Genomic DNA, 22233 nt, shown 5'->3' on the forward strand with positions numbered 1-22233 from the left:
GACAAACAATGGAAGCAACTAAAAACAGCCTTATTACATATATACAAGATGGCTCTATTACAACACCAAAAGGTTTTAAGGCTGATGGTATTTATGCAGGGCTTAGTAAAGGGAAAAAGGATCTTGGAATGATTGTTAGTGAACAACCAGCGAGTAGTGCAGGTGTTTATACAACAAGTTCCTTTAAAGCAGCTCCTTTATTAGTAACCCAAGAAAGTATTGCCGCTAAAGGTAAGCTTCAAGCGATTGTCGTAAATAGTGCTTGTGCAAATGCTTGTACAGGAAAGCAAGGGCTTGAAGACGCTTATAAGATGAGAAAGCTGACTGCAGAGCAATTAAATTTGACTGAGCACTTAGTCGGAGTTGCATCTACTGGAGTCATTGGCGAATTTTTAGATATGGAAAAAATCGACCAAGGGATAAAATCCATCCAACCACAAGCAACAAAAGAACATGCTAATAGTTTTGCTACAGCAATTTTAACAACTGATTTAATTGATAAGCAGACTTGCTACTCAGCTGAAATAGCAGGTGGGACGATTCATATGGCAGGTGCAGCAAAAGGGTCAGGAATGATCCACCCTAATATGGCAACAATGCTTGGTTTTGTGACAACGGATGCGCAGGTAAGTCCCAGTGATCTACAGATGGCACTTAAAGAAATCACAAACGAGACATTTAACCAGATTACAGTAGATGGAGATACATCTACAAATGATATGGTCCTTGTTATGGCAAATGGGATGAGCGAAACGGGAATATTGAGTCCAGCTCATAAAGATTGGCCCATTTTCATAGCGTTGTTAAAACAAACATGTGAAGAGTTGGCAAAATCAATTGCTAGAGACGGCGAAGGTGCTACCAAACTTGTTGAAGTAATAGTCAAGGGTGCCATTACAAACGAAGAGGCACAAAAAGCGGCTAAACAAATTGTTGGTTCTAATTTAGTGAAGACAGCTATTCACGGAGCAGACGCTAATTGGGGACGAATAATTGGTGCGCTAGGGCAAAGTCAAGTACAGGTTGATCCGAATAATGTAGATATTTCTATAGGCCCCATTCAAATGTTAAAAGAGAGTACTCCCGTTTCCTTTTCTGAAGAAGAAGCGAAGGCATATTTACTTGGTGAAATGGTGGAAATTCACGTTGATCTACATATTGGCGAATGCTTAGCAAAAGCTTGGGGATGCGATTTATCGTATGATTACGTGAAAATAAATGCAAGTTATCGTTCCTAAGGAGGAATAGACAATGAAGCGTATTGTAATAAAATGTGGGGGAAGCGTGATGGATCAGCTATCACCTGTGTTCTTTGAAAGTTTACATCATTTACAGAAGAATGGTTACCAACTTATTTTTGTTCACGGTGGTGGTCCTGAAATAAACAAAATGCTGCAAATACACAAGGTAGAATCACAATTTATCAATGGTTTAAGAAAAACAACGCCAGAGACTATGAAGATTGTTGAAATGGTGTTATCAGGTGTAGCCAATAGGAAGTTAGCAACATTGCTTGATAGTAATGGTTTTAAAGCAGTTGGTTTGAATGGAAGTGATCACGGTTTCCTACAAGCTGATTTTATTAATGAAACAGAGCTTGGGTTAGTAGGAGAAATTACCAAAGTGAAAGCGGAGTTATTAGAAGTAATTCTTAATAAAGGCTATATACCTGTTGTAACACCTATTGCTACAACAGAAAGTGGCAAGAAGTTAAACATCAATGCAGATTTTGCTGCTGCATCTGTAGCAAAAGCAATTGAAGCGGAAATGTGTATATTCGTCACCGATGTTGAAGGTGTATTAATTGATAAACAACTCGTAGAGCATTTAGATACAGAAGAAATAAAACAGCATATTGACAGTGGTGAGATATCGGGCGGGATGATACCAAAGGTAAACTCTGCAGTGGCGGTGTTAGAACAAGGCCTTGCTAGTGTAATGATTGCTTCTGGGAAGCACAACTTTTTTAATGGAGAAGCTTGGATAGGGACAAAAATGACAAAAAAACAAGTAGAGGTGGTACAATAATGAATCATTTATTCCCCACATATGCTCGCTGGGAAGTAGAACCAGCAGATGCAAAAGGCACAAAACTAATAGATAAAAACGGGAAAGAATATTTAGATTTCACCTCCGGAATTGGTGTCACTAACTTAGGTCATCGTCCCGATTCAGTCCAAGCAGCGATCACAAAGCAATTAAATAAGTTTTGGCATGTATCCAATCTATTTACACAAGAACAACAAGCAGTGGCAGCAGAAAAGTTAGCTCATGCATCTGGTTTAGCTTATACATTCTTTGCAAATAGCGGAGCAGAGGCAAATGAAGGGGCAATTAAATTAGCCAAAAAAGCTACAGGTAAAGATAAAATCATAACTTTTAATAAATCTTTTCACGGTCGAACAATTGCTACGATGGGTGCAACAGGTCAGGATAAAGTAAAACAAGGGTTTGGGAGTATGCTGCCAACATTTTCGTATGCTACTTTTAATGATATCGAGTCGGTGAAATCATTAATAGATAATGAAACAGCGGCCGTGATGGTGGAAGTGGTTCAAGGTGAGGGTGGTATTCATCTTGCAGATTCAGCCTTTTTAGAAGAATTGCAACAATTATGTCATGAATACCAAGCATTGCTAATTATTGATGAAATTCAAACAGGCATTGGTAGAACAGGTAAACCATTTGCCTTTCAACATTATGACCTACAACCAGACATAATTACCTGTGCAAAAGGGCTTGGAAGTGGGCTACCAATCGGTGCTATCATAGGCAAAGAAAATTTAAAGGAATACTTTGGTCCAGGTAGTCATGGTTCCACATTTGGAGGAAATCCATTAAGTATTGCCTCAGCAATCGCTACAATGGAGATAGTCTTCAATGAGGATTTTTTGTCAGAAGTGAATGAAAAAGCAGAATATTTACTTGAACAGTTGAAGAAATCGCTATACAATATAGAAGAAGTAACTGCTATTCGTTCATTAGGATTAATGATTGGTATAGAGATGAATACAAATACGGCATCTTTATTGCAATTCTTAAGAAATGATGGCTTGCTTACGTTATCGGCGGGTGAAAATGTCTTGAGATTATTACCACCGTTAACAGTAACAGTAGAAGAGATCAATCAAGCAGTCGCCATACTAAAAAAGAATATAGTTCCAGTTCAGACAGCCTGAAATATGGCTGCATTTTTAAAACTAAAAATGCATAAAAATTAATTTTGTTTAATGAATATACAGAAGTTCACGAGGTGTTAAAGATGGAAGGGTATCTACATTTAAAAAGCGGTCATTGTTATAAAGGGGAATGGCTAAATACGCCACCACAAAATGAGGTTGCAGGAGAAATTGTTTTCTTTACAGGAATGACAGGTTATCAAGAAGTGCTAACAGATCCATCCTATAAAGATCAGATTATCGTTTTCACTTATCCTTTAATTGGGAATTATGGCGTGAATGAATCAGACTTTGAGAGTAAGAAGCCACATGTAGCTGGAGTGATTGTTTATGAGGGGACTAATGAACCTTCACATTATCAATCTTCCTATACACTGAAGGAGTATTTGCATAAATGGAATATTCCTGTGCTAGGGCATATGGATACAAGGTCAATTGTGAAAAAAATTCGGGCAGTTGGTTCCATGCCAGCAACTATGTCAACTCATTCTGTAAAAGAAACAACATGGAGTAAACAAGAGGATCATAAGGTTGAATTGGTTTCTAATCCTCAGATGCACACATATGGTGAAGGTGATAAGCATGTTGTTCTTTATGATTTTGGCTATAAGAAATCAATACTTAATAGCTTATTACAGCAAAATTGTAAAGTGACCACTGTGCCATTTTCGACAACATTCAATGAAGTTGCTAAGTTAAATCCTGATGGTATCCTACTGTCCAATGGTCCTGGAGATCCGAAAACGCTTCAAAATGTCTTACCTGAACTTAAAAAAGTAATTACCAGCTACCCTACTTTAGGGATTTGTTTAGGACATCAGTTAGCAGCACTTGCACTTGGGGGTAACACAACAAAGTTATCTTTTGGACACAGAGGGGCGAATCATCCTATTAGTGATCTGAAAACAGGACGTGTCATGATGTCTTCACAAAACCATAGCTATGTTGTTGATACCGTAAGTTTAGAAACAACTGGGTTTAAAACAAGGTTCATTAATTTGCATGATCAATCTGTTGAGGGTCTTACTCATGAAATTTATCCGATTGAGACGGTACAATTTCACCCTGAAGCTAATCCTGGACCAACAGATACGCATTATTTATTTTTAGAATTTATTCAAACGATTGAAGAGAAGAAAGGGAGCGTTATCGCATATGCCTAAAGACAACAGTATCCAATCTATCCTGGTCATCGGATCGGGACCAATCGTGATTGGGCAAGCAGCAGAATTTGACTACGCAGGCACGCAAGCATGCGCGGCGCTTAAAGAAGAAGGCTATAAGGTAATATTAGTAAATAATAACCCTGCAACAATTATGTCAGATCACGCATTTGCAGATAAGATTTACTTTGAACCATTAACAGTAAATAGTATTGAAAAAATCATTCAAAAAGAAAAACCAGATGGCTTATTAGGAACTTTAGGTGGTCAAACAGGTCTAAATTTAACCTTTCAACTAAGTGAAGCAGGCGTATTAGATAAATATGAGGTGAAACTTTTAGGTAGCAGTATCGAAGCAATAAAAAAAGGTGAAGACCGGGAAGCATTTCGCCAATTAATGAATGACCTAAATGAACCAGTTCCAGAAAGTGAAATCGTTCATCATGTGGAAGAAGCGGTTGCGTTTGCTGAAAAGATTGGTTTTCCTATCATTATCCGACCTGCTTATACCCTAGGTGGAACAGGTGGCGGTATTGCAACAGATATGAATGAATTAAAGCATTTCGTTAAGAGTGGCCTAAAAGAAAGTACGATTACGCAAGTGCTAGTAGAGAGAAGTATTGCTGGGTTTAAAGAGGTAGAATATGAAGTGATGCGCGACAGCAACAATACTTGTATCACCATTTGTAATATGGAGAACATTGATCCAGTAGGTGTACATACAGGAGATAGTATTGTTGTTGCCCCGAGTCAGACATTAAGCGATGTAGAGTACCAAATGCTTCGTAGTGCTTCTGTCAAAATTATTTCTGAGTTAGGCATCATTGGTGGATGCAATATTCAATTTGCTCTAGACCCAGAAAGTAAAAATTACTACCTGATTGAGGTGAATCCTCGTGTTAGTCGATCTTCTGCTCTTGCTTCTAAAGCAACTGGATATCCGATTGCAAGAATGGCAGCAAAGTTGGCTGTAGGCTATCATCTTTCTGAAATTATTAACCCAGTTACTGGTGATACTTTTGCTAGTTTTGAACCGGCACTAGACTATTGCATTGTCAAATTTCCAAAATGGGCGTTTGATAAGTTCTCTGATGCTGATCGCAAATTAGGCACGCAAATGAAAGCAACAGGAGAAGTAATGGGGATTGATAGAAACTTGGAGAGAGCGCTGATCAAAGCGGTTCATTCCCTTGAAGGAAAAGGACTTGATCTTCACTATCCTCGGATCAAAAAAGATACAAAAGAGACGTTACTGAAGGAGTTAGCTGGCCAAACAGATGAAAGATTCTTCATTATATTAGAGTTAATGAGACGTGGGGTAAGCGCTGAAAAGATAAAAAACATCACTAAAATTGATTATTTTTATCTGTCAGCTTTCCAACGTTTAATCTCATTAGAAAAAGAGATTACACAAGCTTCACTCGAAAATATTGAGCCAGAAATGATGCAACTGATCAAAGAAAAGGGCTTTGGTGATGCCTACCTTGCTTCAGTGTGGCAGGTCGATGAAAAAGCTGTTCGTCATAAAAGAAAAGAAATGGGGATAATCCCATCTTATAAAATGGTTGATACATGTGCCGCCGAATTCGCTGCGTCTTCCAATTATTTTTACTCTAGCTATTTTGGAGAAAATGAACAAATACCGAGCGATAAAAGAAAAGTTTTAATCATTGGTAGTGGTCCGATACGAATTGGCCAGGGAATTGAATTTGATTATTGTTCTGTACAAAGTGTCTTTGCTTTAAAAGATGAAGGTATTGAAACGATTATGATTAATAATAATCCAGAAACAGTCAGTACAGATTTTACGACAGCAGATCGTCTTTATTTTGAACCATTAATCATTGAAGACGTGATGAATGTAATTGAAGCGGAACAAGTGAATGAAGTCATTGTTCAAGTAGGGGGACAAACAGCGCTTAACTTAGCTAATCAGCTAGAGGATTACGGGGTAAAATTACTCGGTACTGATTCGAAAACTATTGATACCCTTGAAGATAGAGAATTATTTTATCAATTATTAGATGAACTTGAAATCCCACATATTCAAGGATACGTGGCAGAAAATGAAGTTGAACTCGAACAATATGTAAACCAAATCGGCTATCCTGTATTGATTAGACCATCTTATGTAATCGGTGGGATGGGAATGGAAACCATTTATAATGATGAAGCGTTTCAAGTTTATAAAAAGAAGGATATTCCATTTCCTGTACTTGTAGATCAATTTTTACAGGCGAAAGAGGCGGAGCTTGACTTAGCCGCAGACGGAGAGCATGTTCTCATCCCGGCAGTTATGGAGCATATTGAAAGGACCGGGGTTCATTCTGGTGATAGTATGTCAGTCTTACCGCCACAAAGCTTATCGAAAGAAGTACAAAATCTTATGATTAAGTATGGACAATTGATGGTTAAAAAGCTTGGATATAAAGGTTTAATGAACATCCAATATATTATTGATGATAACAAAGTTTACTTACTTGAAGTAAACCCGAGGGCAAGTCGAACGGTGCCAATTGTAAGTAAAGTGACTGCTATTCCATTGGTTCAAGAGGCAACGAAAGTATTATTAGGAAAGCAATTTTTCGAAAAAGACCAACTTCCAGAAGATACGAAGCAAACATTTGTTACTGTCAAATATCCGGTTTTCTCTAACTATGCACTAAAAGGTCTTGATGCTAAAGTAGGACCAGAAATGAAGTCAACTGGGGAAGGAATTGCGTTAGCAGCGACTTTACCACAAGCTTTAAAGAAAGTGTTCCAATTACATGGAGATAAAGAACGGTCCGTTTTGTATAGTGGTGAATTAACAGATGGAATTAGGACATTGGCAAAAGAGTCAAATACCAAATTGCTAGATGCTCAAGGTGCCGAATTAGATGAAACAACTGTTGCACTTTACAATCCGTTCACTGGTGATGAAAACCAACGTATGCGGGAATGGGCGGTTAAAAACAGACTACACACTTTTAGTGAATTAGAGTCGCTTGAGGCCTATTTACTTGCTTTAACAGAAAAGGATTGGCAAGCAGTAGCAATTGAGGATTGGCAAAAAGACAATGTAAAGGAAGTGACGATATCATGATTACAACATCGACTGTATGTGGTAAAAAGTTAGATATACAAGGACAGGATATGCTAACATTAGCTGATTATTCTTCTGAAGAAATCATTGGTCTTGTCGAAAAGGCATATGAAATGAAGCAAACGGATCATCAAGCCGAAGAGCCATTGAAGGGCAAAATATTGGGAATGATTTTTGAAAAGTCATCTACACGTACAAGGGTTTCCTTTGAAGCGGGTATGTTACAACTTGGCGGTCATGCCCTATATTTAAATAGTAATGATATGCAAATCGGTAGAGGAGAAACGATTGCAGATACAGCAAAAGTATTATCTAATTATGTTGATGGTATTATGATTCGTACATTTTCTCATGATATTATAGAAGAACTTGCAACACATGCTACTATTCCAGTGATTAATGGGTTAACGGACCAATATCATCCTTGTCAAGCACTAGCAGACTTGTTAACGATTAAAGAAGTAAAAGGACAATTAGCAGGTATCAGTTGTGTTTATGTAGGAGATGGCAATAATGTAGCTCACTCATTAATGATTGCAGCAGCAAAAGTTGGCATGCATATGACGATTGCATGTCCGAAAGGCTACGAACCAGATGAAAAAGTGGTTGCTTTAGCACAAGGATTTGCTGAAGTGACAGGTAGTAAAATTCTCGTCGAAAACGATGTGAAAAAGGCGGTTGATGGCGCTGATGTCATCTATACAGACGTCTGGACGAGTATGGGTCAAGAAGAAGAAAATGAAATGCGTTTACAAGTCTTTCATGATTATCAAGTGAACGAGTCACTAGTAGCCTGTGCAAAAGAAGATTATTTATTCCTTCACTGTTTGCCCGCACACCGTGGGGAAGAAGTCTCGGCGTCTGTTATTGACGGTGATCACTCCGCTGTTTTCCAACAAGCAGGCAATCGCCTTCACGCACAAAAAGCCTTATTAACTGAATTACTATAAGTTTCCTGAAGCATGAATTATTCTGTTCCTAGAATGGTTCGTGCTTTTTATCATTAGAGGAGAATTTAGGCAGTTTGAGGTGAGCAAAAAGGTATAGCTCTTCCATTGAGAGGAAAAATGGGCAAAGATAGCTGCGGAGTAAGAGTGATTTAAAAAGTACACCCAACAATAAAAGCGCCAAAGCTAGGCTTGCAATCTGATTTGAGTAAAACACAATACCTACAATTTCCTTTATGATTCCTCCTTCTCGCGGAAATAATAAAAGTGTAAGTTTGAAGGAGGTGCTCATTTTGGGACAAAATCGACAATTTAGAGCAGGGCAGAAAGCGCCGAATAATGGTAAATATATTGAAATTGGAGAAACTGGCAGTAATGTGAATAACCCACAAGTGGTAAGTCTTCGTGCGGGTGATCGATTTCCTGAAAACTCAAACTATAATCGATTATGGACTTATCAAAGAAAACCATAATAATGAAACCGATCAGATGCCATCCCAAAATGTGGATGGCTTTACATATGGTAGGAAATAATTTTATAATAAAACAAAGGTCAAAAAAGGTCAGGAGTGTGACTTGCGATTGGATATTAATCAAATGACAACCTCTTTGCAAGAAGGTTTAATGACTGCCAAAAGGATGGCGACAAATAAAGGTCACCAAGAGGTGGATACGGTGCACCTATTCCTTTCCTTCTTGCAGGAGGATCATCTTTTTACAAATATTTTAAGACGAAGTGATTTTACAATTGAAAATGTGAAACAATCATTGCAACATTTATTAGAAAGAAAACCCAGGGTTAGTGGAAGTGGTGCGGATTTAAATTCTTTTTATCTTACTAATGATTTAAGAAAAACCTTGTCAAAAGCAGAAGAATTAAGATTGCAATGGCGGGACAATTATATATCCATTGAACATGTTTTATGGGCAGTGATTGTGGCAAAGACGAATGTTACAGACCTCTTTTTAATGAAAAAGAAGGATATCAAACAAGCAATTGAAGAGATCAGGGGGAATCAAAAGGTGACATCACAAAACCCAGAAGGTACTTATGAAGTACTTCATAAATATGGTAGAGATTTAGTGGAAGAAGTGAAAACAGGGAAATTAGATCCTGTCATTGGCAGAGATCAAGAAATACGTAATGTAATTCGCATACTTTCAAGGAAAACGAAAAATAATCCTGTCCTCATCGGGGAGCCAGGTGTTGGTAAAACAGCAATTGTTGAGGGATTAGCACAGAGAATTGTTAGAAAAGATGTACCAGAGGGACTGAAAGATAAGACGATTTTCTCATTAGATATGAGTGCGTTAATTGCTGGTGCTAAATTTAGAGGTGAATTTGAGGAACGCTTAAAAGCAGTGTTAGCAGAGATTAAAAAGAGTGATGGTCGTATTCTTCTGTTTATAGATGAGATACATACAATCGTTGGAGCTGGTAAAACAGAAGGTGCGATGGACGCTGGTAATATGTTGAAGCCGATGCTTGCCCGAGGTGAGCTACATTGTATTGGCGCAACAACATTGGATGAACATAGAAAGTATATTGAAAAAGATCCGGCATTAGAGAGAAGGTTTCAACAAGTATTAGTAAAAGAACCTGATGTAGAAGACTCTATCTCTATTTTAAGAGGTTTAAAAGAGAGATTTGAAATTCATCATGGGGTTAATATTCATGACAGGGCTATTGTTGCAGCAGCTACTTTATCTGATCGTTATATTACAGATCGTTTTTTACCAGATAAAGCGATTGATTTAATTGATGAGGCATGTGCAATGATCCGGACAGAGATTGACTCTATGCCTACGGAGCTTGACGAAGTAACAAGAAAGGTAATGCTGCTTGAAATTGAAGAGGCCGCTCTGCTAAAAGAGTCTGATGAAATCAGTCAAGGTAGGTTAGAGAAACTAAGAGAAGAACTTACTAACTTTAAGGAACAAGCGAAAGAAATGAGAGCGAAATGGTTAACAGAAAAGGCTGCGATACAATCGATACAATCAAAACGAGAGCAGTTAGAAATTTTGAAAAGAGAGCTAGAGGAAGCTGAGAATAAGTATGACCTTAATAAGGCAGCAGAGTTAAGACATGGGAAAATCCCTGCATGTGAAAAAGAGTTACAACAATTAGAAGAAGAGGCGAATAATAAAGAAAATGATAACCGTTTATTACGTGAAGAGGTAACCGAAGAAGAAATTTCTGATATTGTATCGAGATGGACTGGTATACCTGTCTCTAAATTAGTTGAAAGTGAACGGGAGAAGTTATTGCGATTAGAGTCGATTCTACAAAAAAGGGTCATCGGTCAAAATGATGCCGTCACACTTGTCTCAGATGCGGTCTTAAGAGCAAGAGCAGGTATAAAAGACCCGAAACGGCCGATTGGTTCTTTTATTTTCTTAGGTCCTACAGGAGTTGGAAAAACAGAGTTGGCAAAGGCTTTAGCGGAATCTTTATTTGATAGTGAGGAACATATCATTAGAATTGATATGTCAGAGTATATGGAAAAACATGCGGTATCAAGACTAGTTGGTGCACCACCAGGGTATGTTGGGTATGAAGAAGGTGGACAATTAACAGAAGCGGTTCGCAGGAATCCGTATGCCGTCCTATTACTAGACGAAATAGAGAAAGCACATCCTGAAGTGTTCAATATTCTTTTACAAATGTTGGATGACGGAAGGGTTACTGATTCTCAAGGTAGAACAGTTGATTTTAAGAATACCGTCATCATAATGACATCAAATATAGGATCTCATATTTTGCTTGAACGCGATGAAGCGAAAGAGAAGGGTAATATAATAGAAGAAACTCGGAATAAAGTATTAGAAATGTTACGATCGCATTTCCGGCCAGAGTTTTTAAATAGAGTAGATGAGGTTATTTTATTTCATCCTTTAGGTAAAGAAGAGATGAAAGGAATTGTTGAAAAACTAATCCATGAACTACAACAAAGGTTAACTCATCAACAAATTAACTTAACGATAGATGATAAGGCAAAGGCTTTTATTGCAGAAACGGCTTTTGATCCCATATACGGTGCAAGACCATTGAAGCGTTACATGCAAAGAGAAATTGAAACAGTATTAGCAAAAGAAATGATTGCGGGAAATATCCAAGCGAAATCACATGTAGCTATCACTAGTGACAGTACAAAACTCATCATAAAACAATCATGAACCAGTAGAAAATAGCATAAACTGGATATATTAACGAAAGTAAAAAAACAAAAGTCATCCATATTGGATGACTTTTGTTGCCATTCTTAATGTAGTCCTTCCTTCTCTTCTGGTGCTGCAGGAATGACAGCAGCAAGAATGTAAAGAAGAATACTTACTGCAACCGAAAGGACGGTTGCTGTTTGTAAATCATAACTTACACCATTCATGTTGCTTACTACATAAGTAACCATATTCATAAGTAAGAATGTCCAAATGAACGTCCAAATGTATTGCATTTTTACTCACCTCATACGTATGTCAGTCTATTTAATAGTATCATACAATGGTTGGATTATAAACGTGATTCACTGATTTTTTTTCATAGGATTATGTCTAAAATGTGAATAACAGTTGGAATCAAGCGTTTGAACTAATTCATTAAAAGCTAGGCAAATATCCTATTCAAATTACCTGTACAATCATACATTAGTATGAACAACAGTAAAGGGGTTAATAAAATGGATAGCCGAAACTTTCAACTGCATACAGAATGGAATATGATTCATTACCCAGAAAAGCCAAGTGGTTTCGGTATTCTTATCATTGGGGATGAACGCCATTTTGTTGATGAGAAACAAAGCTTCTGGACACAAAATGAAGGGAAATCATCTCTCATATCAGCATTAAGAAGAGATGGTTATACTATCTTTTATTCGAATCTATATGGGCGAAATTGGGGAAGTCGTAAAGCCATTGAAATGGCAAAAAGATTGTATGCCCATACGATTAGACATGAAATTATTAATGAAAGAATCCATATTATTGCTGAAGGTATGGGCGCACTTGTCGCTGGTGCATTAATGAATGAAATGAATGAGAATATACGGTCGATTACGTTTATCAATCCCATCTTTTCATTAAAAACACATTTGGAACAAGAAAAAGAACATAAATTTTTCTATAAAAAATTAAAGAAAGAAGTTGAGGCTGCACTTGTGAGTAATATTAAAGAGATAGATGAATCCATCGCAATAAATGAAGAACAATTCCTTCAAGTAGACCTCCCAGTAAAAATCATTCATATCCTCTCAAGTAGTCGTGCATATAAACAATCTCATCATTTAAAAGACTTATCAGTGAAATGGTCAGAAAACAATCAACAAGTCTCAATCAATTATTTATTACCAGAGAAAAGGCATAGTTTAAGCTACCATATTATTCGATTTCTCAACGAAAATGAGACGATATTATAAGTCTGAGGAAAAAATCCCTCAGCCAATTTTTTTGTTATGTAAAACTTGCTAGTTTGTTATAAGTCATATTTGAGTGAGAGATTTCGATGATATATAAAGATAATTCCGCATAGTATACAATAAAACAGACGACTGGAGGCTGGGGTATGAAGCAAGCAGTTGTAATTGATGGTTATAGTTTTGTAGGTTTTGCTACGTGTAAAGGGCTGTTAGAAGAAGGGACAGAGGTTTTACTGCTCAATTCATTGAAGGCAGATGATGCTTTAGAAAAACAATTATCCGTTGGGAGAAATGCGAACTTAACTGAAGTGGATATAGATAGTTTAAACACTTTGCTCGAAGATGAGGCCACTGTTTTTATTGATGGTTACAGTTTATATATTAAAGATATAAATATGGAGAGGTTTTTAGTTCCTATCTTAGATAAAATTTCTTTTGAAAAGCGAAAATGTGTGATTACTTTGCCCATTCAATGGTTGTATACAGGTCATTCAAAAAAATGGGTGCAAAAGACCTTTTCTCATGCTCATATCTATTACTTACCAACAGTATATGGACCGTTTCAACCGGAAGAAATGCTTTTTCAACAAAAGCTAATGCATAATAACCACAATAAAAGTGTCAGTGAAAAGGAATGGCGAGCTGATGCTGTTTATATTGACGAAGCCATCACCTGTTTATTGCATGATTTTTTATCAAACAATAAGAGTGGAGAAAAAATAATTAGCAGTGGAATTGAAAACCATTGGCAGCAATGTGTAGATTATTTACAAATTAATCTTGGAAGTCATACTGTAAAAGAAGATAACAGTTTAAGAGACGAACCTCAAACAATTCATATTAATAACCATCTATCGGTGGAAAAAGCGCTTAGTCAACAGAAAAGACATGTGGATATTCTCCCATAAATATAAAAGTACTTTCATCGGAAAAACCTTTTCAATCACTAGGATAAAAGGTTAGAATGATGTTAGTTGGTCTTTTCGAAAGAAAAAATCAACTAACATAAAGGGGCGAAAGATATAGAAATGAAGAGAGCTTTAATTAAGTGGGGGAGTTTGGTTCTATGCCTTCTTCTATTATCGTCATGTGGACAGGTATTTTCTGGGGGTCAGCTGCAAAAGGCTGGCTTATTAGTGCCGGATACCATTAATGATCAAGTGTGGGGTACGAAAGGGTATAAAGGCCTACTCAAGATACAGTCTACTTATGATATTGATGTGTATTATAAAGAAGGAATGAACTCACAACTCGTTGTCGAAAGAGCGGTAAAGGAATTTTCAAAAAAAGGGGTCAATTTAATTTTTGGACATGGAAATGAATATGCAGAGTACTTTAATCAAATATCAGCACAATATCCAGACATTCAGTTTATAAGCTTTAACGGGGACGCACAAAATGAAAATACGACAAGTTTAAATTTTGAAGGATATGCAATGGGCTTTTTCGGAGGTATGGTGGCTGGTGAGATGACATCTACTAATATTGTTGGTATTATTGCGGCATTTGAATGGCAGCCAGAAGTAAAAGGTTTTATTGATGGTGTGAACTTTCAAAATGATGAAGCAAATGTTAAAATACATTATGTTGAAAATTGGGATGATGCCCATAAGGCTGCGGGGTTAATGGACAAGTTGGTCATAGAAAAAGCAGATGTCGTTTATCCAGCAGGTGATGGATATAATGTCCCTGTCATTGAAAAAGTAAAAGAGCATGGTTTATATGCCATTGGTTATGTTTCTGACCAATCCCATTTAGGAAAATCAGCAGTATTAACAAGTACAATTCAACATGTTGACCATTTGTATGAAATAGTAGCAGAACAATTTCATAATGGAGAACTGCAGTCTGGGAACCTTTCTTTTGACTTTCAAGATGATGTCATTTCATTAGGTGCGTATAGTCCAGAATTATCTCCAACCTTTATTCAACAATTAAATGCAGCAGTAAAAAAATATAAAGAAACAGGTAATTTACCGAAAGAACCATCATAGGAGGATCACAGAATGTCAAATGATAAAACAATGGAATTTATGCAAATCGCGATGAAATATCTACCTGAAGCAAAAGCGGAACTAGAAAAGTCAGGTGTAAATTTATCAATGGAAATGATTCAACCGTTTATGACGATGTTTACACAAGTGATGAATGAAGCTTATGAATTAGGGAAAGCAGATGCACAAAAAGAGCATGAATAAGAAAAAAGCTAGCGGTGGTCTTGCCCCTGTCAAGTAGACAACATAAAAAGCTAAGCAGTGAGCGCGTGTCGATATTCAATCGGCGCGCGTTTCTTTAGTTTCTTTTGTCTTCGTTTGTAATTGTAATGGTAAATGTAATCCTCAAGAGCTTGCTCTAGTTCTTCTTCTCCCTTACACTTACTTATATACAGCTTCTCGGTTTTGAGGTGTGAAAAGAATGATTCTATACAGGCATTGTCCAGGCAGTTTCCTTTGCGAGAGTGGCTGCCTTTGATGCCATAATCCTTTAATCGGTTGCCGTATATTTTTGACGTGTACTGGAAGCCTTGATCCGAATGGAGAACGGCTCCAGCCACGTCTTTTTTCTTTGTCCATTTCTCTACCGTTTTTAACACAAGTTCCAAATCATTTCTTTGGGCTAGCTCCCAACTTACTATTTCGTTATTAAAGAGATCCTGTATGACCGATAAATAATAATATTCTTCGCCAACAGACACAAATGTGATATCCGTTACCATTTTTTGATTAGGTCCTACCGCCTTGAACTTCCTTTTCAGACGGTTAGGAAAGAGGTTAGAAGGACTATGACCATGTCGTTTTCTCTTTTTTCGGATGACTGATTGTATGTTCATTGCCGTCATCAATCGGTAGACCTTTTTGTGATTAATTAAATACCCGTTTTCATTTAATTCGTCTGTAATACGGGGTCGTCCATATTCGGGATGCATAAAATGTATGCCCAAAATGTGCTCTCGAATCTTTTGTTCATCCCTAACTTTTGCTTCGCGTTTATGATTGTTTTTTCTCCATTTGTAGTAGCTAGCCGGTTTGATATAGGCAATCTCCAACAGCCAGGAGACCGGATAGGTAACCCTTAACTCATCCACCAATTCATATTTCATTCGTCTGGGGTTTTCTCCTCCTTTACCAGATTTGGATACTGCTTTTTTAGAAATTCAACTTGTGCTTTCAAATAATCCCTTTCCTCTTCAACCGACTTAAATTTAGTCCTAGGCCTGCCTTTTAAAGGATTAGAAACTCCTTTACGCTCATCAAACGGGGCTCCTTCTTTCCATTTCTTAACCCACACTTTAAGCTGGCTGCAGTGACGGATTCCCAGTTCCTCTGCCAATGCTTTATAACTTTTAGACCCATTCACATATTTCATGACGGCATTATGTTTAAACTCTTCCGAATAACTATTAAAAGTTTGTCCTTTCTTTGCCATAGAAAAATCCCCTCCAAGGTAGCATTCTTTCCTTCATGGTAACATGAAGGTTTTTTTGAATGTCTACTTAAAGGGGACATTAACACGGCGTGGGATCGCCGTTAGCTTTTTTTATTCATAAAGACTTCAACGATTGGAGCAGCATGTTTTAAAAGTGGTTTTAATTCCTCTGCAGAATCCATTAATTGAGACATATTGACCATTAATTCCCCTAAATCTAATTGTTCGATTGTATTCAAAATAGAAGGTGATTTTTCCTCCTCCTGCTGATGTTTTCTTCCGAGAATCCAATCTTCACTTTGACGAGCATCTCTATTACCAAACATAAATTGATTAAAAAACGGTTCTTCACTCATATAAGCAATCCTCCTTTTGATCTTCTATTGTATAGGTTATTCCTTATAATATATGGGTGAATAAAAGAAAAGGTTGGACGAAAATAATAATTATGAAGAAAAATATTGAAACTATACCTGCTTATTTGATAAAATTAGTACCAAGTACTAATAATTGATATTAAATTTTATTTCTCGTAAACAAAAAGGTTGAATTTCTTATAACGACAAAGTGGAAAAGAAAAAGGGAGTGGGAAAGATGAATGCTGGAATTGTTGGCTTAGGTAGATACTTGCCCGAAAAAATAGTAACGAATGCTGATTTAGAAAAAATAATGGATACTTCAGATGAATGGATCCGCACGAGAACAGGTATCGAACAAAGGCGGATTGCCGATGACGATACAGATACTTCTGATATGGCATTCGCTGCTGCAAAAAAAGCATTACAGGATGCAGACTTGTCTCCTGAAGATATCGATTTAATTATTGTCTCAACTGTCACACCAGATCAGCCATTTCCAAGTGTTGCTTGTTTATTGCAGGAAAAGTTAGGGGCAAAGAAAGCAGCAGCTATGGATGTAAGTGCAGCTTGTGCTGGTTTTATGTACGGTGTGATTACAGCGAAACAATTTATTGAAACGAAAACGTATCAGAATGTACTAGTGGTAGGCGTTGAAAAGCTGTCTAAAGTAACCGATTGGTCTGATCGTAATACAGCTGTCCTTTTTGGAGATGGTGCGGGTGCTGCTGTCATTGCCCCTGTATCTGAAGGAAGAGGCATTTTATCATTTGAACTAGGAGCAGATGGGAGTGGAGCGAAGCATCTCTATCAAGATAAGTACATTGTGATGAATGGTAGAGAAGTTTATAAGTTTGCTGTTAGACAAATGGGTGAAAGTTGTATTAATGTATTAGAAAAAGCAGGTTTAACAAAAGAGGATGTAGATTTTCTTATCCCTCATCAAGCAAATATTCGTATCATGGAAGCTTCTAGACAACGTTTAGAGTTACCAATTGAAAAAATGTCAAAAACAATTGATAAATATGGTAATACATCAGCATCTTCTATACCAATTGCTATGATTGAGGAGATAGAAGCTGGGAAAATTAAAGATGATGATATTATCGTAATGGTCGGATTTGGTGGCGGATTAACATGGGGAGCCATCGCTTTAAAATGGGGAAAATAAGTATAAATATAATAGGTTTTATTGATATAAAAGGAGTGACATAATAGTGGAAAAAAAACGTGTCGTTGTAACAGGACTTGGAGCAGTAACACCGGTTGGAAATAATGTAGAACAGTCGTGGAGTAATATTAAAGCTGGAAAATCTGGAGTAGGACCGCTAACAAGATTAAATGCTGATGAATATCCTGCTAAAGTAGCTGCGGAAGTGAAGGATTTTGATATTCATGAGTATTTAGAGAAGAAAGATGCAAGAAAGATGGATCGCTTTACTCATTATGCAGTGGCTTCTTCCATCATGGCAGTGAAAGATGCTAATTTGACGATAAATGATGAAAACGCGCATCGTGTTGGCGTTTGGGTAGGATCAGGAATCGGTGGAATGGAAACATTCGAGAATCAATTTGAAACCTTTTTAAACAGAGGCTACCGCCGAGTGAGTCCATTCTTTGTACCAATGATGATACCGGATATGGCTGCAGGGCAAGTATCAATCACATTAGGTGCAAAGGGAGTGAATTCTTGTACAGTAACCGCTTGTGCAACTGGAACGAATTCAATCGGTGATGCTTTTAAAGTCATTCAGCGTGGTGATGCTGATGTCATGGTAACAGGAGGAGCAGAAGCACCAATTACGAGAATGTCTGTTGCAGGATTCTGTGCTAACACAGCGCTATCTACCAATCCAGATCCAGCTACAGCAAGTCGTCCATTTGATAAAGATAGAGATGGATTTGTTATCGGAGAAGGTGCAGGTATTCTCATTCTTGAAGAATTAGAACATGCACTAGCTCGCGGTGCCAATATTTATGCTGAAATTGTTGGGTATGGTTCTACTGGAGATGCCTATCATATTACCGCACCTGCACCAGAGGGGGAAGGCGGTGCGCGTGCAATGAAAATGGCACTTGACGATGCGGGACTCACTCCTGAACAAATCGATTATATTAATGCTCATGGTACGAGCACAGATTATAACGATAAATATGAAACTGTTGCAGTGAAAAGTGTTTTTGGTGAACATGCTTATCATTTAGCCATTAGTTCAACCAAATCTATGACAGGTCACCTTCTAGGTGCTGCCGGAGGCGTTGAGGCGATTTTCTCTATCTTAGCGTTAAGAGATAGTACGTTGCCACCAACGATTAATTACAATACAAAAGATCCAGATTGTGACTTAGATTATGTACCTAATGTATCAAGAGAAAAAACTATTGGAGCTGTTATGAGTAACTCATTAGGCTTTGGTGGTCATAACGCAACAATCGTCTTCAAAAAATATCAATAATAAAATGAAACACGGATAAGTTCTGCTTTGTTACATGGCGGAATTTGTCCGTGTTTTTTATATTTTTATGGTTTTCTTTTGAACCGATTATTTGTCTCTTCCATAAAATAAACAACAACATTTGATGGGAGAGAAACATATGCCGGTAATTAGAACAGATGAATGGTTAAATCAGCATTTTACTGATCCAGAAAAGTTAATTGAACCATTGTTAGATTCATTCCATGAAAACGAGCCACAAAGGTTATACCAATTCTTATCCTCCTTTGGCATGTATTCACCAAATAGAAGGAATAAAGAACAATTCAAACAGTTAAAAGAAAATAGAACATGGGAAAAGGTTGAATTGTTATTAAATAAGTATAGAAAAAACTGGAAAGGGCCAGATGTCCCAATTTACTTATTTCCAATTGCACAAGGCGGATTATTCTTTAGAACATCTTATGTGAAGTCTGGCTTGTCATTCCCTGACAAGATGTTTTTATTTCTCGCTCCATTAGAAGATGAGAAAGAGTTAGAAGCATTATTTGTTCATGAATACCATCATATCTGCAGAATGAAGAGATTAAAAAAAGAAATGGCTGAGTATACACTATTGGATAGCATAGTATTAGAAGGATTAGCAGAATGGGCAGTGGAGAAGAGTTGTGGAAAATCGTATCGTTCAAAGTGGTGCACAGAACATGATAGAGAAAGAATACGATACTATTGGCATAAATATGTAAAAAACAATATAGACATAAAGAGAGACAATGAATTACATGACCAAATTCTATTCGGTGAGGGGAAATATCCAAAAATGCTTGGCTATTCCATTGGCTATGAAATTGTCTCAATGTATGACAATGAAAAGAAAATCAAGCTTAAAGAAAGCATGGTTATTCCTTCGAAGTTATTTTTGCCTCAGTGGGAAAAAGAATAGAGTAGGTGAGAAAACATGTAAAGGAAATAAGGAAATTGTCAAAGTAAGTAAAATAGTATATTTTCCTTATATTAACATACAAGTAACAGGATGTAAGAACTATTTCATGACCACTCCATACTATTTATAATATTATCAAAAGATAGATTTTTGAAAAAATTCCTTGTATTCGTAATCTATTTGTAATAATATACAGATAATTAATCCTAGTACTAAATATTTTACAATACTGTAAGATATTACGATTGAGGTGTTGAAATGGTAGGAAAAGAAGATAGTCCTAGCTTGGACACAATTTTACAAGTAAAAGAATTAAAAGCAGGTTTTGATATAGACGGAAAGGTCTATCACGCAGTAGATAATGTATCTTTTGACGTAAAGAAAAAACAAATTCTTGGTGTCGTGGGAGAATCAGGCTGTGGAAAGAGTGTCATGTCTATGTCCATTATGCAGTTATTACCGAAGGAAACAGGAAAAGTCACTGGTGGTGAAATTGTTTTTGAAGGTAAGAATATTGAGAATTACTCCATTAATCAAATGAATACCATCCGAGGTAATGATATCTCAATGATTTTCCAAGAACCAATGACGGCACTTAACCCTGTATTCACAATTGGTTTTCAATTACAGGAGATTCTCTTTAATCATCAGAAGATTTCGAAAAAGGATGCGCGAGAAAAAAGCATCCATCTTTTAAGACAAGTAGGCATATCAAGGCCAGAGAATATCGTTGATGAATATCCCCATCAACTTTCAGGGGGAATGAGGCAACGGGTAATGATTGCTATTGCGATTGCCTGCCAACCAAAGTTACTTATAGCTGATGAGCCAACGACTGCATTAGATGTGACAGTACAAGCCCAAATACTAGATTTATTAAGGGAAATTCAATCAATCAATAATATGGCAATAATTCTCATTACCCATGATCTTGGGGTCGTTGCTGAAATGTGTGACGATGTAATTGTTATGTATGCTGGGAAAATTGTTGAAAGAACAAATGTAGATGCACTTTTTCATAACCCTAAACACCCTTATACACAGTTATTATTACAATCGATCCCTAAATTGGATGAAGAAGAGAAAGAATTAGGGTCGATTGACGGCTTAGTACCATCCCTTAAAGATATGCCAGAAGTTGGTTGTAGATTTGCTGATCGTTGTCCAAAAAGAATGCCTGAATGTACTGAAATCACACCTTTATTAGGTTTTGTTGAAAATGGACATGAGGCTGCTTGTCTTTTATATGAGAACAGCTATCAGACTAATGGGAGGAATACATATGTCAAATAACACAGCTGAGAAGCGAGAAGTGTTATTAGAAGTAGAAGATTTAAAAACATATTTCCCGATTAAAGCAGGTTTTTTTCAAAGAACGGTAGGACATGTCAAAGCTGTAGACGGAGTTAGTTTTCAAATACATAATGGCGAAACATTTGGACTTGTTGGAGAATCGGGTTGCGGCAAATCAACGACAGGTCGAACGCTTTTAAAACTTATGAATCCAACAGATGGAAAAATTATTTTTGATGGACAAGATATTTCAAGTTTGAAAGGAAAAACTTTAAGAGCAATTCGCAAAGATTTTCAAATGGTTTTCCAAGATCCATACGCCTCACTTAATCCAATGCAAATGGTTGGGGACATCGTCTCAGAACCGCTCGTTAATTTTAGAGGGAAATCAGTGAAAGAATTAAAAGAAGAAGTCATGGATCTCCTTAATAAGGTCGGACTTCCGTCAGATGCTTATTATAAATATGCTCATGAATTCTCTGGTGGTCAAAGGCAAAGGATTGGTATTGCGCGAGCATTAGCACTACGTCCAAAGCTAATTATTGCGGATGAACCTGTATCAGCACTTGATGTATCTGTACAGTCCCAAGTATTGAATCTCTTAAAGGAACTGCAAAATGAATTTCAATTAACATTTTTATTTATTGCACATGATTTGAGTGTTGTTAAGCATATGAGTGATCGAATTGCTGTGATGTATTTAGGTGGAATTGTTGAAGTAACTGATAAGAATAGTATTTTTGCAGAACCACTTCACCCATACACACAAGCTTTGATTTCGGCCATACCTGAGCCGGATCCGAGAAAGAAGAAACAGAGAATTATCTTAGAAGGTGATGTACCAAGTCCGGCCAATCCTCCAACGGGTTGCCCGTTTCATCCACGCTGTTCACATGCCATGAAAGAGTGCATGGAAGTGAAACCGACTTTAAAGGAGGTGAAGGCTGGTCATAACGTAGCTTGTCATTTATATAACTAAAAAATCATTTAGGGG

At 37.1% G+C, this 22233-nt stretch carries 21 protein-coding genes; 17 read left to right on the top strand and 4 right to left on the bottom strand.

Translation table 11 applies throughout. The features are described 5' to 3' along the window. The first annotated feature begins 8 nt into the window (after positions 1-8). From argJ to clpB, 8 genes are all read left to right on the top strand, one after another. Positions 9-1238: a bifunctional ornithine acetyltransferase/N-acetylglutamate synthase gene (gene argJ / locus MHI57_RS23830; RefSeq protein ID WP_340978441.1), complete on the top strand. Its 1230-nt coding sequence runs from the start codon at positions 9-11 to the stop codon at positions 1236-1238. 13 nt (positions 1239-1251) lie between these two features. Next, on the top strand, positions 1252-2028 hold the full coding sequence (gene argB / locus MHI57_RS23835) for an acetylglutamate kinase (RefSeq protein WP_340978443.1): 777 nt from the start codon (positions 1252-1254) through the stop codon (positions 2026-2028). Next, a complete protein-coding gene (locus tag MHI57_RS23840; protein ID WP_095369825.1) occupies positions 2028-3179 on the top strand; it encodes an acetylornithine transaminase in 1152 nt (383 codons plus the stop codon). The genes argB and MHI57_RS23840 overlap by 1 nt, the downstream gene beginning before the upstream one ends. Positions 3180-3262: 83 nt before the next feature. Next, positions 3263-4342 (top strand): carbamoyl phosphate synthase small subunit, encoded by a 1080-nt coding sequence (locus MHI57_RS23845; RefSeq protein WP_328198735.1) that lies wholly within the window; start codon positions 3263-3265, stop codon positions 4340-4342. Continuing rightward, on the top strand, positions 4335-7427 hold the full coding sequence (locus tag MHI57_RS23850; protein ID WP_340978447.1) for a carbamoyl phosphate synthase large subunit: 3093 nt from the start codon (positions 4335-4337) through the stop codon (positions 7425-7427). Before MHI57_RS23845 ends, MHI57_RS23850 begins: the two co-directional genes overlap by 8 nt. Beyond that, entirely contained in the window at positions 7424-8377 is a 954-nt protein-coding gene (gene argF / locus MHI57_RS23855) for an ornithine carbamoyltransferase (protein WP_095369822.1), read from the top strand. The genes MHI57_RS23850 and argF overlap by 4 nt, the downstream gene beginning before the upstream one ends. 290 nt (positions 8378-8667) lie before the next feature. Next, positions 8668-8847: a YjzC family protein gene (locus tag MHI57_RS23860; RefSeq protein ID WP_340978448.1), complete on the top strand. Its 180-nt coding sequence runs from the start codon at positions 8668-8670 to the stop codon at positions 8845-8847. Positions 8848-8956: 109 nt separating this feature from the next. After that, positions 8957-11551, top strand: coding sequence for an ATP-dependent chaperone ClpB (clpB, locus tag MHI57_RS23865; RefSeq protein ID WP_340978450.1), 2595 nt, complete (start codon positions 8957-8959; stop codon positions 11549-11551). 86 nt (positions 11552-11637) lie between these two features. On the opposite strand, the gene MHI57_RS23870 is transcribed toward clpB, so the two are convergent. Further along, on the bottom strand, positions 11638-11829 hold the full coding sequence (locus MHI57_RS23870) for a YjzD family protein (protein ID WP_224937731.1): 192 nt from the start codon (positions 11827-11829) through the stop codon (positions 11638-11640). Between the two features lie 222 nt (positions 11830-12051). Here MHI57_RS23870 and MHI57_RS23875 point away from each other — a divergent pair, with 222 nt between their 5' ends. From MHI57_RS23875 to MHI57_RS23890, 4 genes are all read left to right on the top strand, one after another. Next, complete coding sequence (locus tag MHI57_RS23875; RefSeq protein ID WP_307317891.1) at positions 12052-12786, top strand: hydrolase; 735 nt, start codon at positions 12052-12054, stop codon at positions 12784-12786. Between the two features lie 146 nt (positions 12787-12932). After that, on the top strand, positions 12933-13694 hold the full coding sequence (locus tag MHI57_RS23880; RefSeq protein WP_095369817.1) for a hypothetical protein: 762 nt from the start codon (positions 12933-12935) through the stop codon (positions 13692-13694). 120 nt (positions 13695-13814) lie between these two features. Continuing rightward, positions 13815-14780 carry a BMP family ABC transporter substrate-binding protein gene (locus tag MHI57_RS23885; RefSeq protein WP_095369816.1) on the top strand — a complete coding sequence of 322 codons (966 nt, stop codon included), beginning with the start codon at positions 13815-13817 and terminating at the stop codon, positions 14778-14780. A gap of 12 nt (positions 14781-14792) precedes the next feature. Beyond that, positions 14793-14984: a ComZ family protein gene (locus MHI57_RS23890; RefSeq protein WP_191814887.1), complete on the top strand. Its 192-nt coding sequence runs from the start codon at positions 14793-14795 to the stop codon at positions 14982-14984. A gap of 50 nt (positions 14985-15034) precedes the next feature. Here MHI57_RS23890 and MHI57_RS23895 read toward each other — a convergent pair whose 3' ends face one another. The 3 genes from MHI57_RS23895 to MHI57_RS23900 form a co-directional block, all read right to left on the bottom strand. Continuing rightward, the gene (locus tag MHI57_RS23895; RefSeq protein WP_328200406.1) at positions 15035-15886 is read right to left on the bottom strand and encodes an IS3 family transposase; all 852 of its coding nucleotides are present in this window, start codon (positions 15884-15886) and stop codon (positions 15035-15037) included. Further along, on the bottom strand, positions 15883-16212 hold the full coding sequence (locus MHI57_RS25110; RefSeq protein ID WP_251161713.1) for a transposase: 330 nt from the start codon (positions 16210-16212) through the stop codon (positions 15883-15885). Before MHI57_RS25110 ends, MHI57_RS23895 begins: the two co-directional genes overlap by 4 nt. A 101-nt stretch (positions 16213-16313) precedes the next feature. Next, the gene (locus MHI57_RS23900) at positions 16314-16568 is read right to left on the bottom strand and encodes a hypothetical protein (RefSeq protein ID WP_095369814.1); all 255 of its coding nucleotides are present in this window, start codon (positions 16566-16568) and stop codon (positions 16314-16316) included. A gap of 238 nt (positions 16569-16806) precedes the next feature. Here MHI57_RS23900 and MHI57_RS23905 point away from each other — a divergent pair, with 238 nt between their 5' ends. The 5 genes from MHI57_RS23905 (at position 16807) to MHI57_RS23925 (ending at position 22218) form a co-directional block, all read left to right on the top strand. Further along, positions 16807-17739, top strand: a complete 933-nt coding sequence (locus MHI57_RS23905) for a beta-ketoacyl-ACP synthase III (protein WP_095369813.1) — start codon at positions 16807-16809, stop codon at positions 17737-17739. Positions 17740-17785: 46 nt separating this feature from the next. Next, positions 17786-19024, top strand: coding sequence for a beta-ketoacyl-ACP synthase II (gene fabF, locus MHI57_RS23910; protein ID WP_095369812.1), 1239 nt, complete (start codon positions 17786-17788; stop codon positions 19022-19024). A 139-nt stretch (positions 19025-19163) separates the two neighbouring features. Beyond that, positions 19164-19946 carry a DUF2268 domain-containing protein gene (locus MHI57_RS23915; protein WP_191814889.1) on the top strand — a complete coding sequence of 261 codons (783 nt, stop codon included), beginning with the start codon at positions 19164-19166 and terminating at the stop codon, positions 19944-19946. A 258-nt stretch (positions 19947-20204) separates the two neighbouring features. Then, a complete protein-coding gene (locus tag MHI57_RS23920; RefSeq protein WP_191814890.1) occupies positions 20205-21239 on the top strand; it encodes an ABC transporter ATP-binding protein in 1035 nt (344 codons plus the stop codon). Then, positions 21229-22218, top strand: coding sequence for an ABC transporter ATP-binding protein (locus MHI57_RS23925; RefSeq protein ID WP_095369809.1), 990 nt, complete (start codon positions 21229-21231; stop codon positions 22216-22218). The genes MHI57_RS23920 and MHI57_RS23925 overlap by 11 nt, the downstream gene beginning before the upstream one ends. Positions 22219-22233 lie beyond the last annotated feature (15 nt).

Origin of the sequence: Cytobacillus sp. FSL K6-0129 (genome assembly GCF_038007625.1) — a bacterium.
Classification (GTDB): Bacteria; Bacillota; Bacilli; order Bacillales; family Cytobacillaceae; genus Cytobacillus; species Cytobacillus kochii.

Bases quoted from the DNA above. Each gene is read 5' to 3' on its own strand.
- argJ (WP_340978441.1), top strand. From the start codon at position 9: ATGGAAGCAACTAAAAACAGCCTTATTACATATATACAAGATGGCTCT.
- argB (WP_340978443.1), top strand. From the start codon at position 1,252: ATGAAGCGTATTGTAATAAAATGTGGGGGAAGCGTGATGGATCAGCTA.
- MHI57_RS23840 (WP_095369825.1), top strand. From the start codon at position 2,028: ATGAATCATTTATTCCCCACATATGCTCGCTGGGAAGTAGAACCAGCA.
- MHI57_RS23845 (WP_328198735.1), top strand. From the start codon at position 3,263: ATGGAAGGGTATCTACATTTAAAAAGCGGTCATTGTTATAAAGGGGAA.
- MHI57_RS23850 (WP_340978447.1), top strand. From the start codon at position 4,335: ATGCCTAAAGACAACAGTATCCAATCTATCCTGGTCATCGGATCGGGA.
- argF (WP_095369822.1), top strand. From the start codon at position 7,424: ATGATTACAACATCGACTGTATGTGGTAAAAAGTTAGATATACAAGGA.
- MHI57_RS23870 (WP_224937731.1), bottom strand. From the start codon at position 11,829: ATGCAATACATTTGGACGTTCATTTGGACATTCTTACTTATGAATATG.
- MHI57_RS23875 (WP_307317891.1), top strand. From the start codon at position 12,052: ATGGATAGCCGAAACTTTCAACTGCATACAGAATGGAATATGATTCAT.
- MHI57_RS23880 (WP_095369817.1), top strand. From the start codon at position 12,933: ATGAAGCAAGCAGTTGTAATTGATGGTTATAGTTTTGTAGGTTTTGCT.
- MHI57_RS23885 (WP_095369816.1), top strand. From the start codon at position 13,815: ATGAAGAGAGCTTTAATTAAGTGGGGGAGTTTGGTTCTATGCCTTCTT.
- MHI57_RS23890 (WP_191814887.1), top strand. From the start codon at position 14,793: ATGTCAAATGATAAAACAATGGAATTTATGCAAATCGCGATGAAATAT.
- MHI57_RS23895 (WP_328200406.1), bottom strand. From the start codon at position 15,886: ATGAAATATGAATTGGTGGATGAGTTAAGGGTTACCTATCCGGTCTCC.
- MHI57_RS25110 (WP_251161713.1), bottom strand. From the start codon at position 16,212: ATGGCAAAGAAAGGACAAACTTTTAATAGTTATTCGGAAGAGTTTAAA.
- MHI57_RS23900 (WP_095369814.1), bottom strand. From the start codon at position 16,568: ATGAGTGAAGAACCGTTTTTTAATCAATTTATGTTTGGTAATAGAGAT.
- MHI57_RS23905 (WP_095369813.1), top strand. From the start codon at position 16,807: ATGAATGCTGGAATTGTTGGCTTAGGTAGATACTTGCCCGAAAAAATA.
- MHI57_RS23915 (WP_191814889.1), top strand. From the start codon at position 19,164: ATGCCGGTAATTAGAACAGATGAATGGTTAAATCAGCATTTTACTGAT.
- MHI57_RS23920 (WP_191814890.1), top strand. From the start codon at position 20,205: ATGGTAGGAAAAGAAGATAGTCCTAGCTTGGACACAATTTTACAAGTA.
- MHI57_RS23925 (WP_095369809.1), top strand. From the start codon at position 21,229: ATGTCAAATAACACAGCTGAGAAGCGAGAAGTGTTATTAGAAGTAGAA.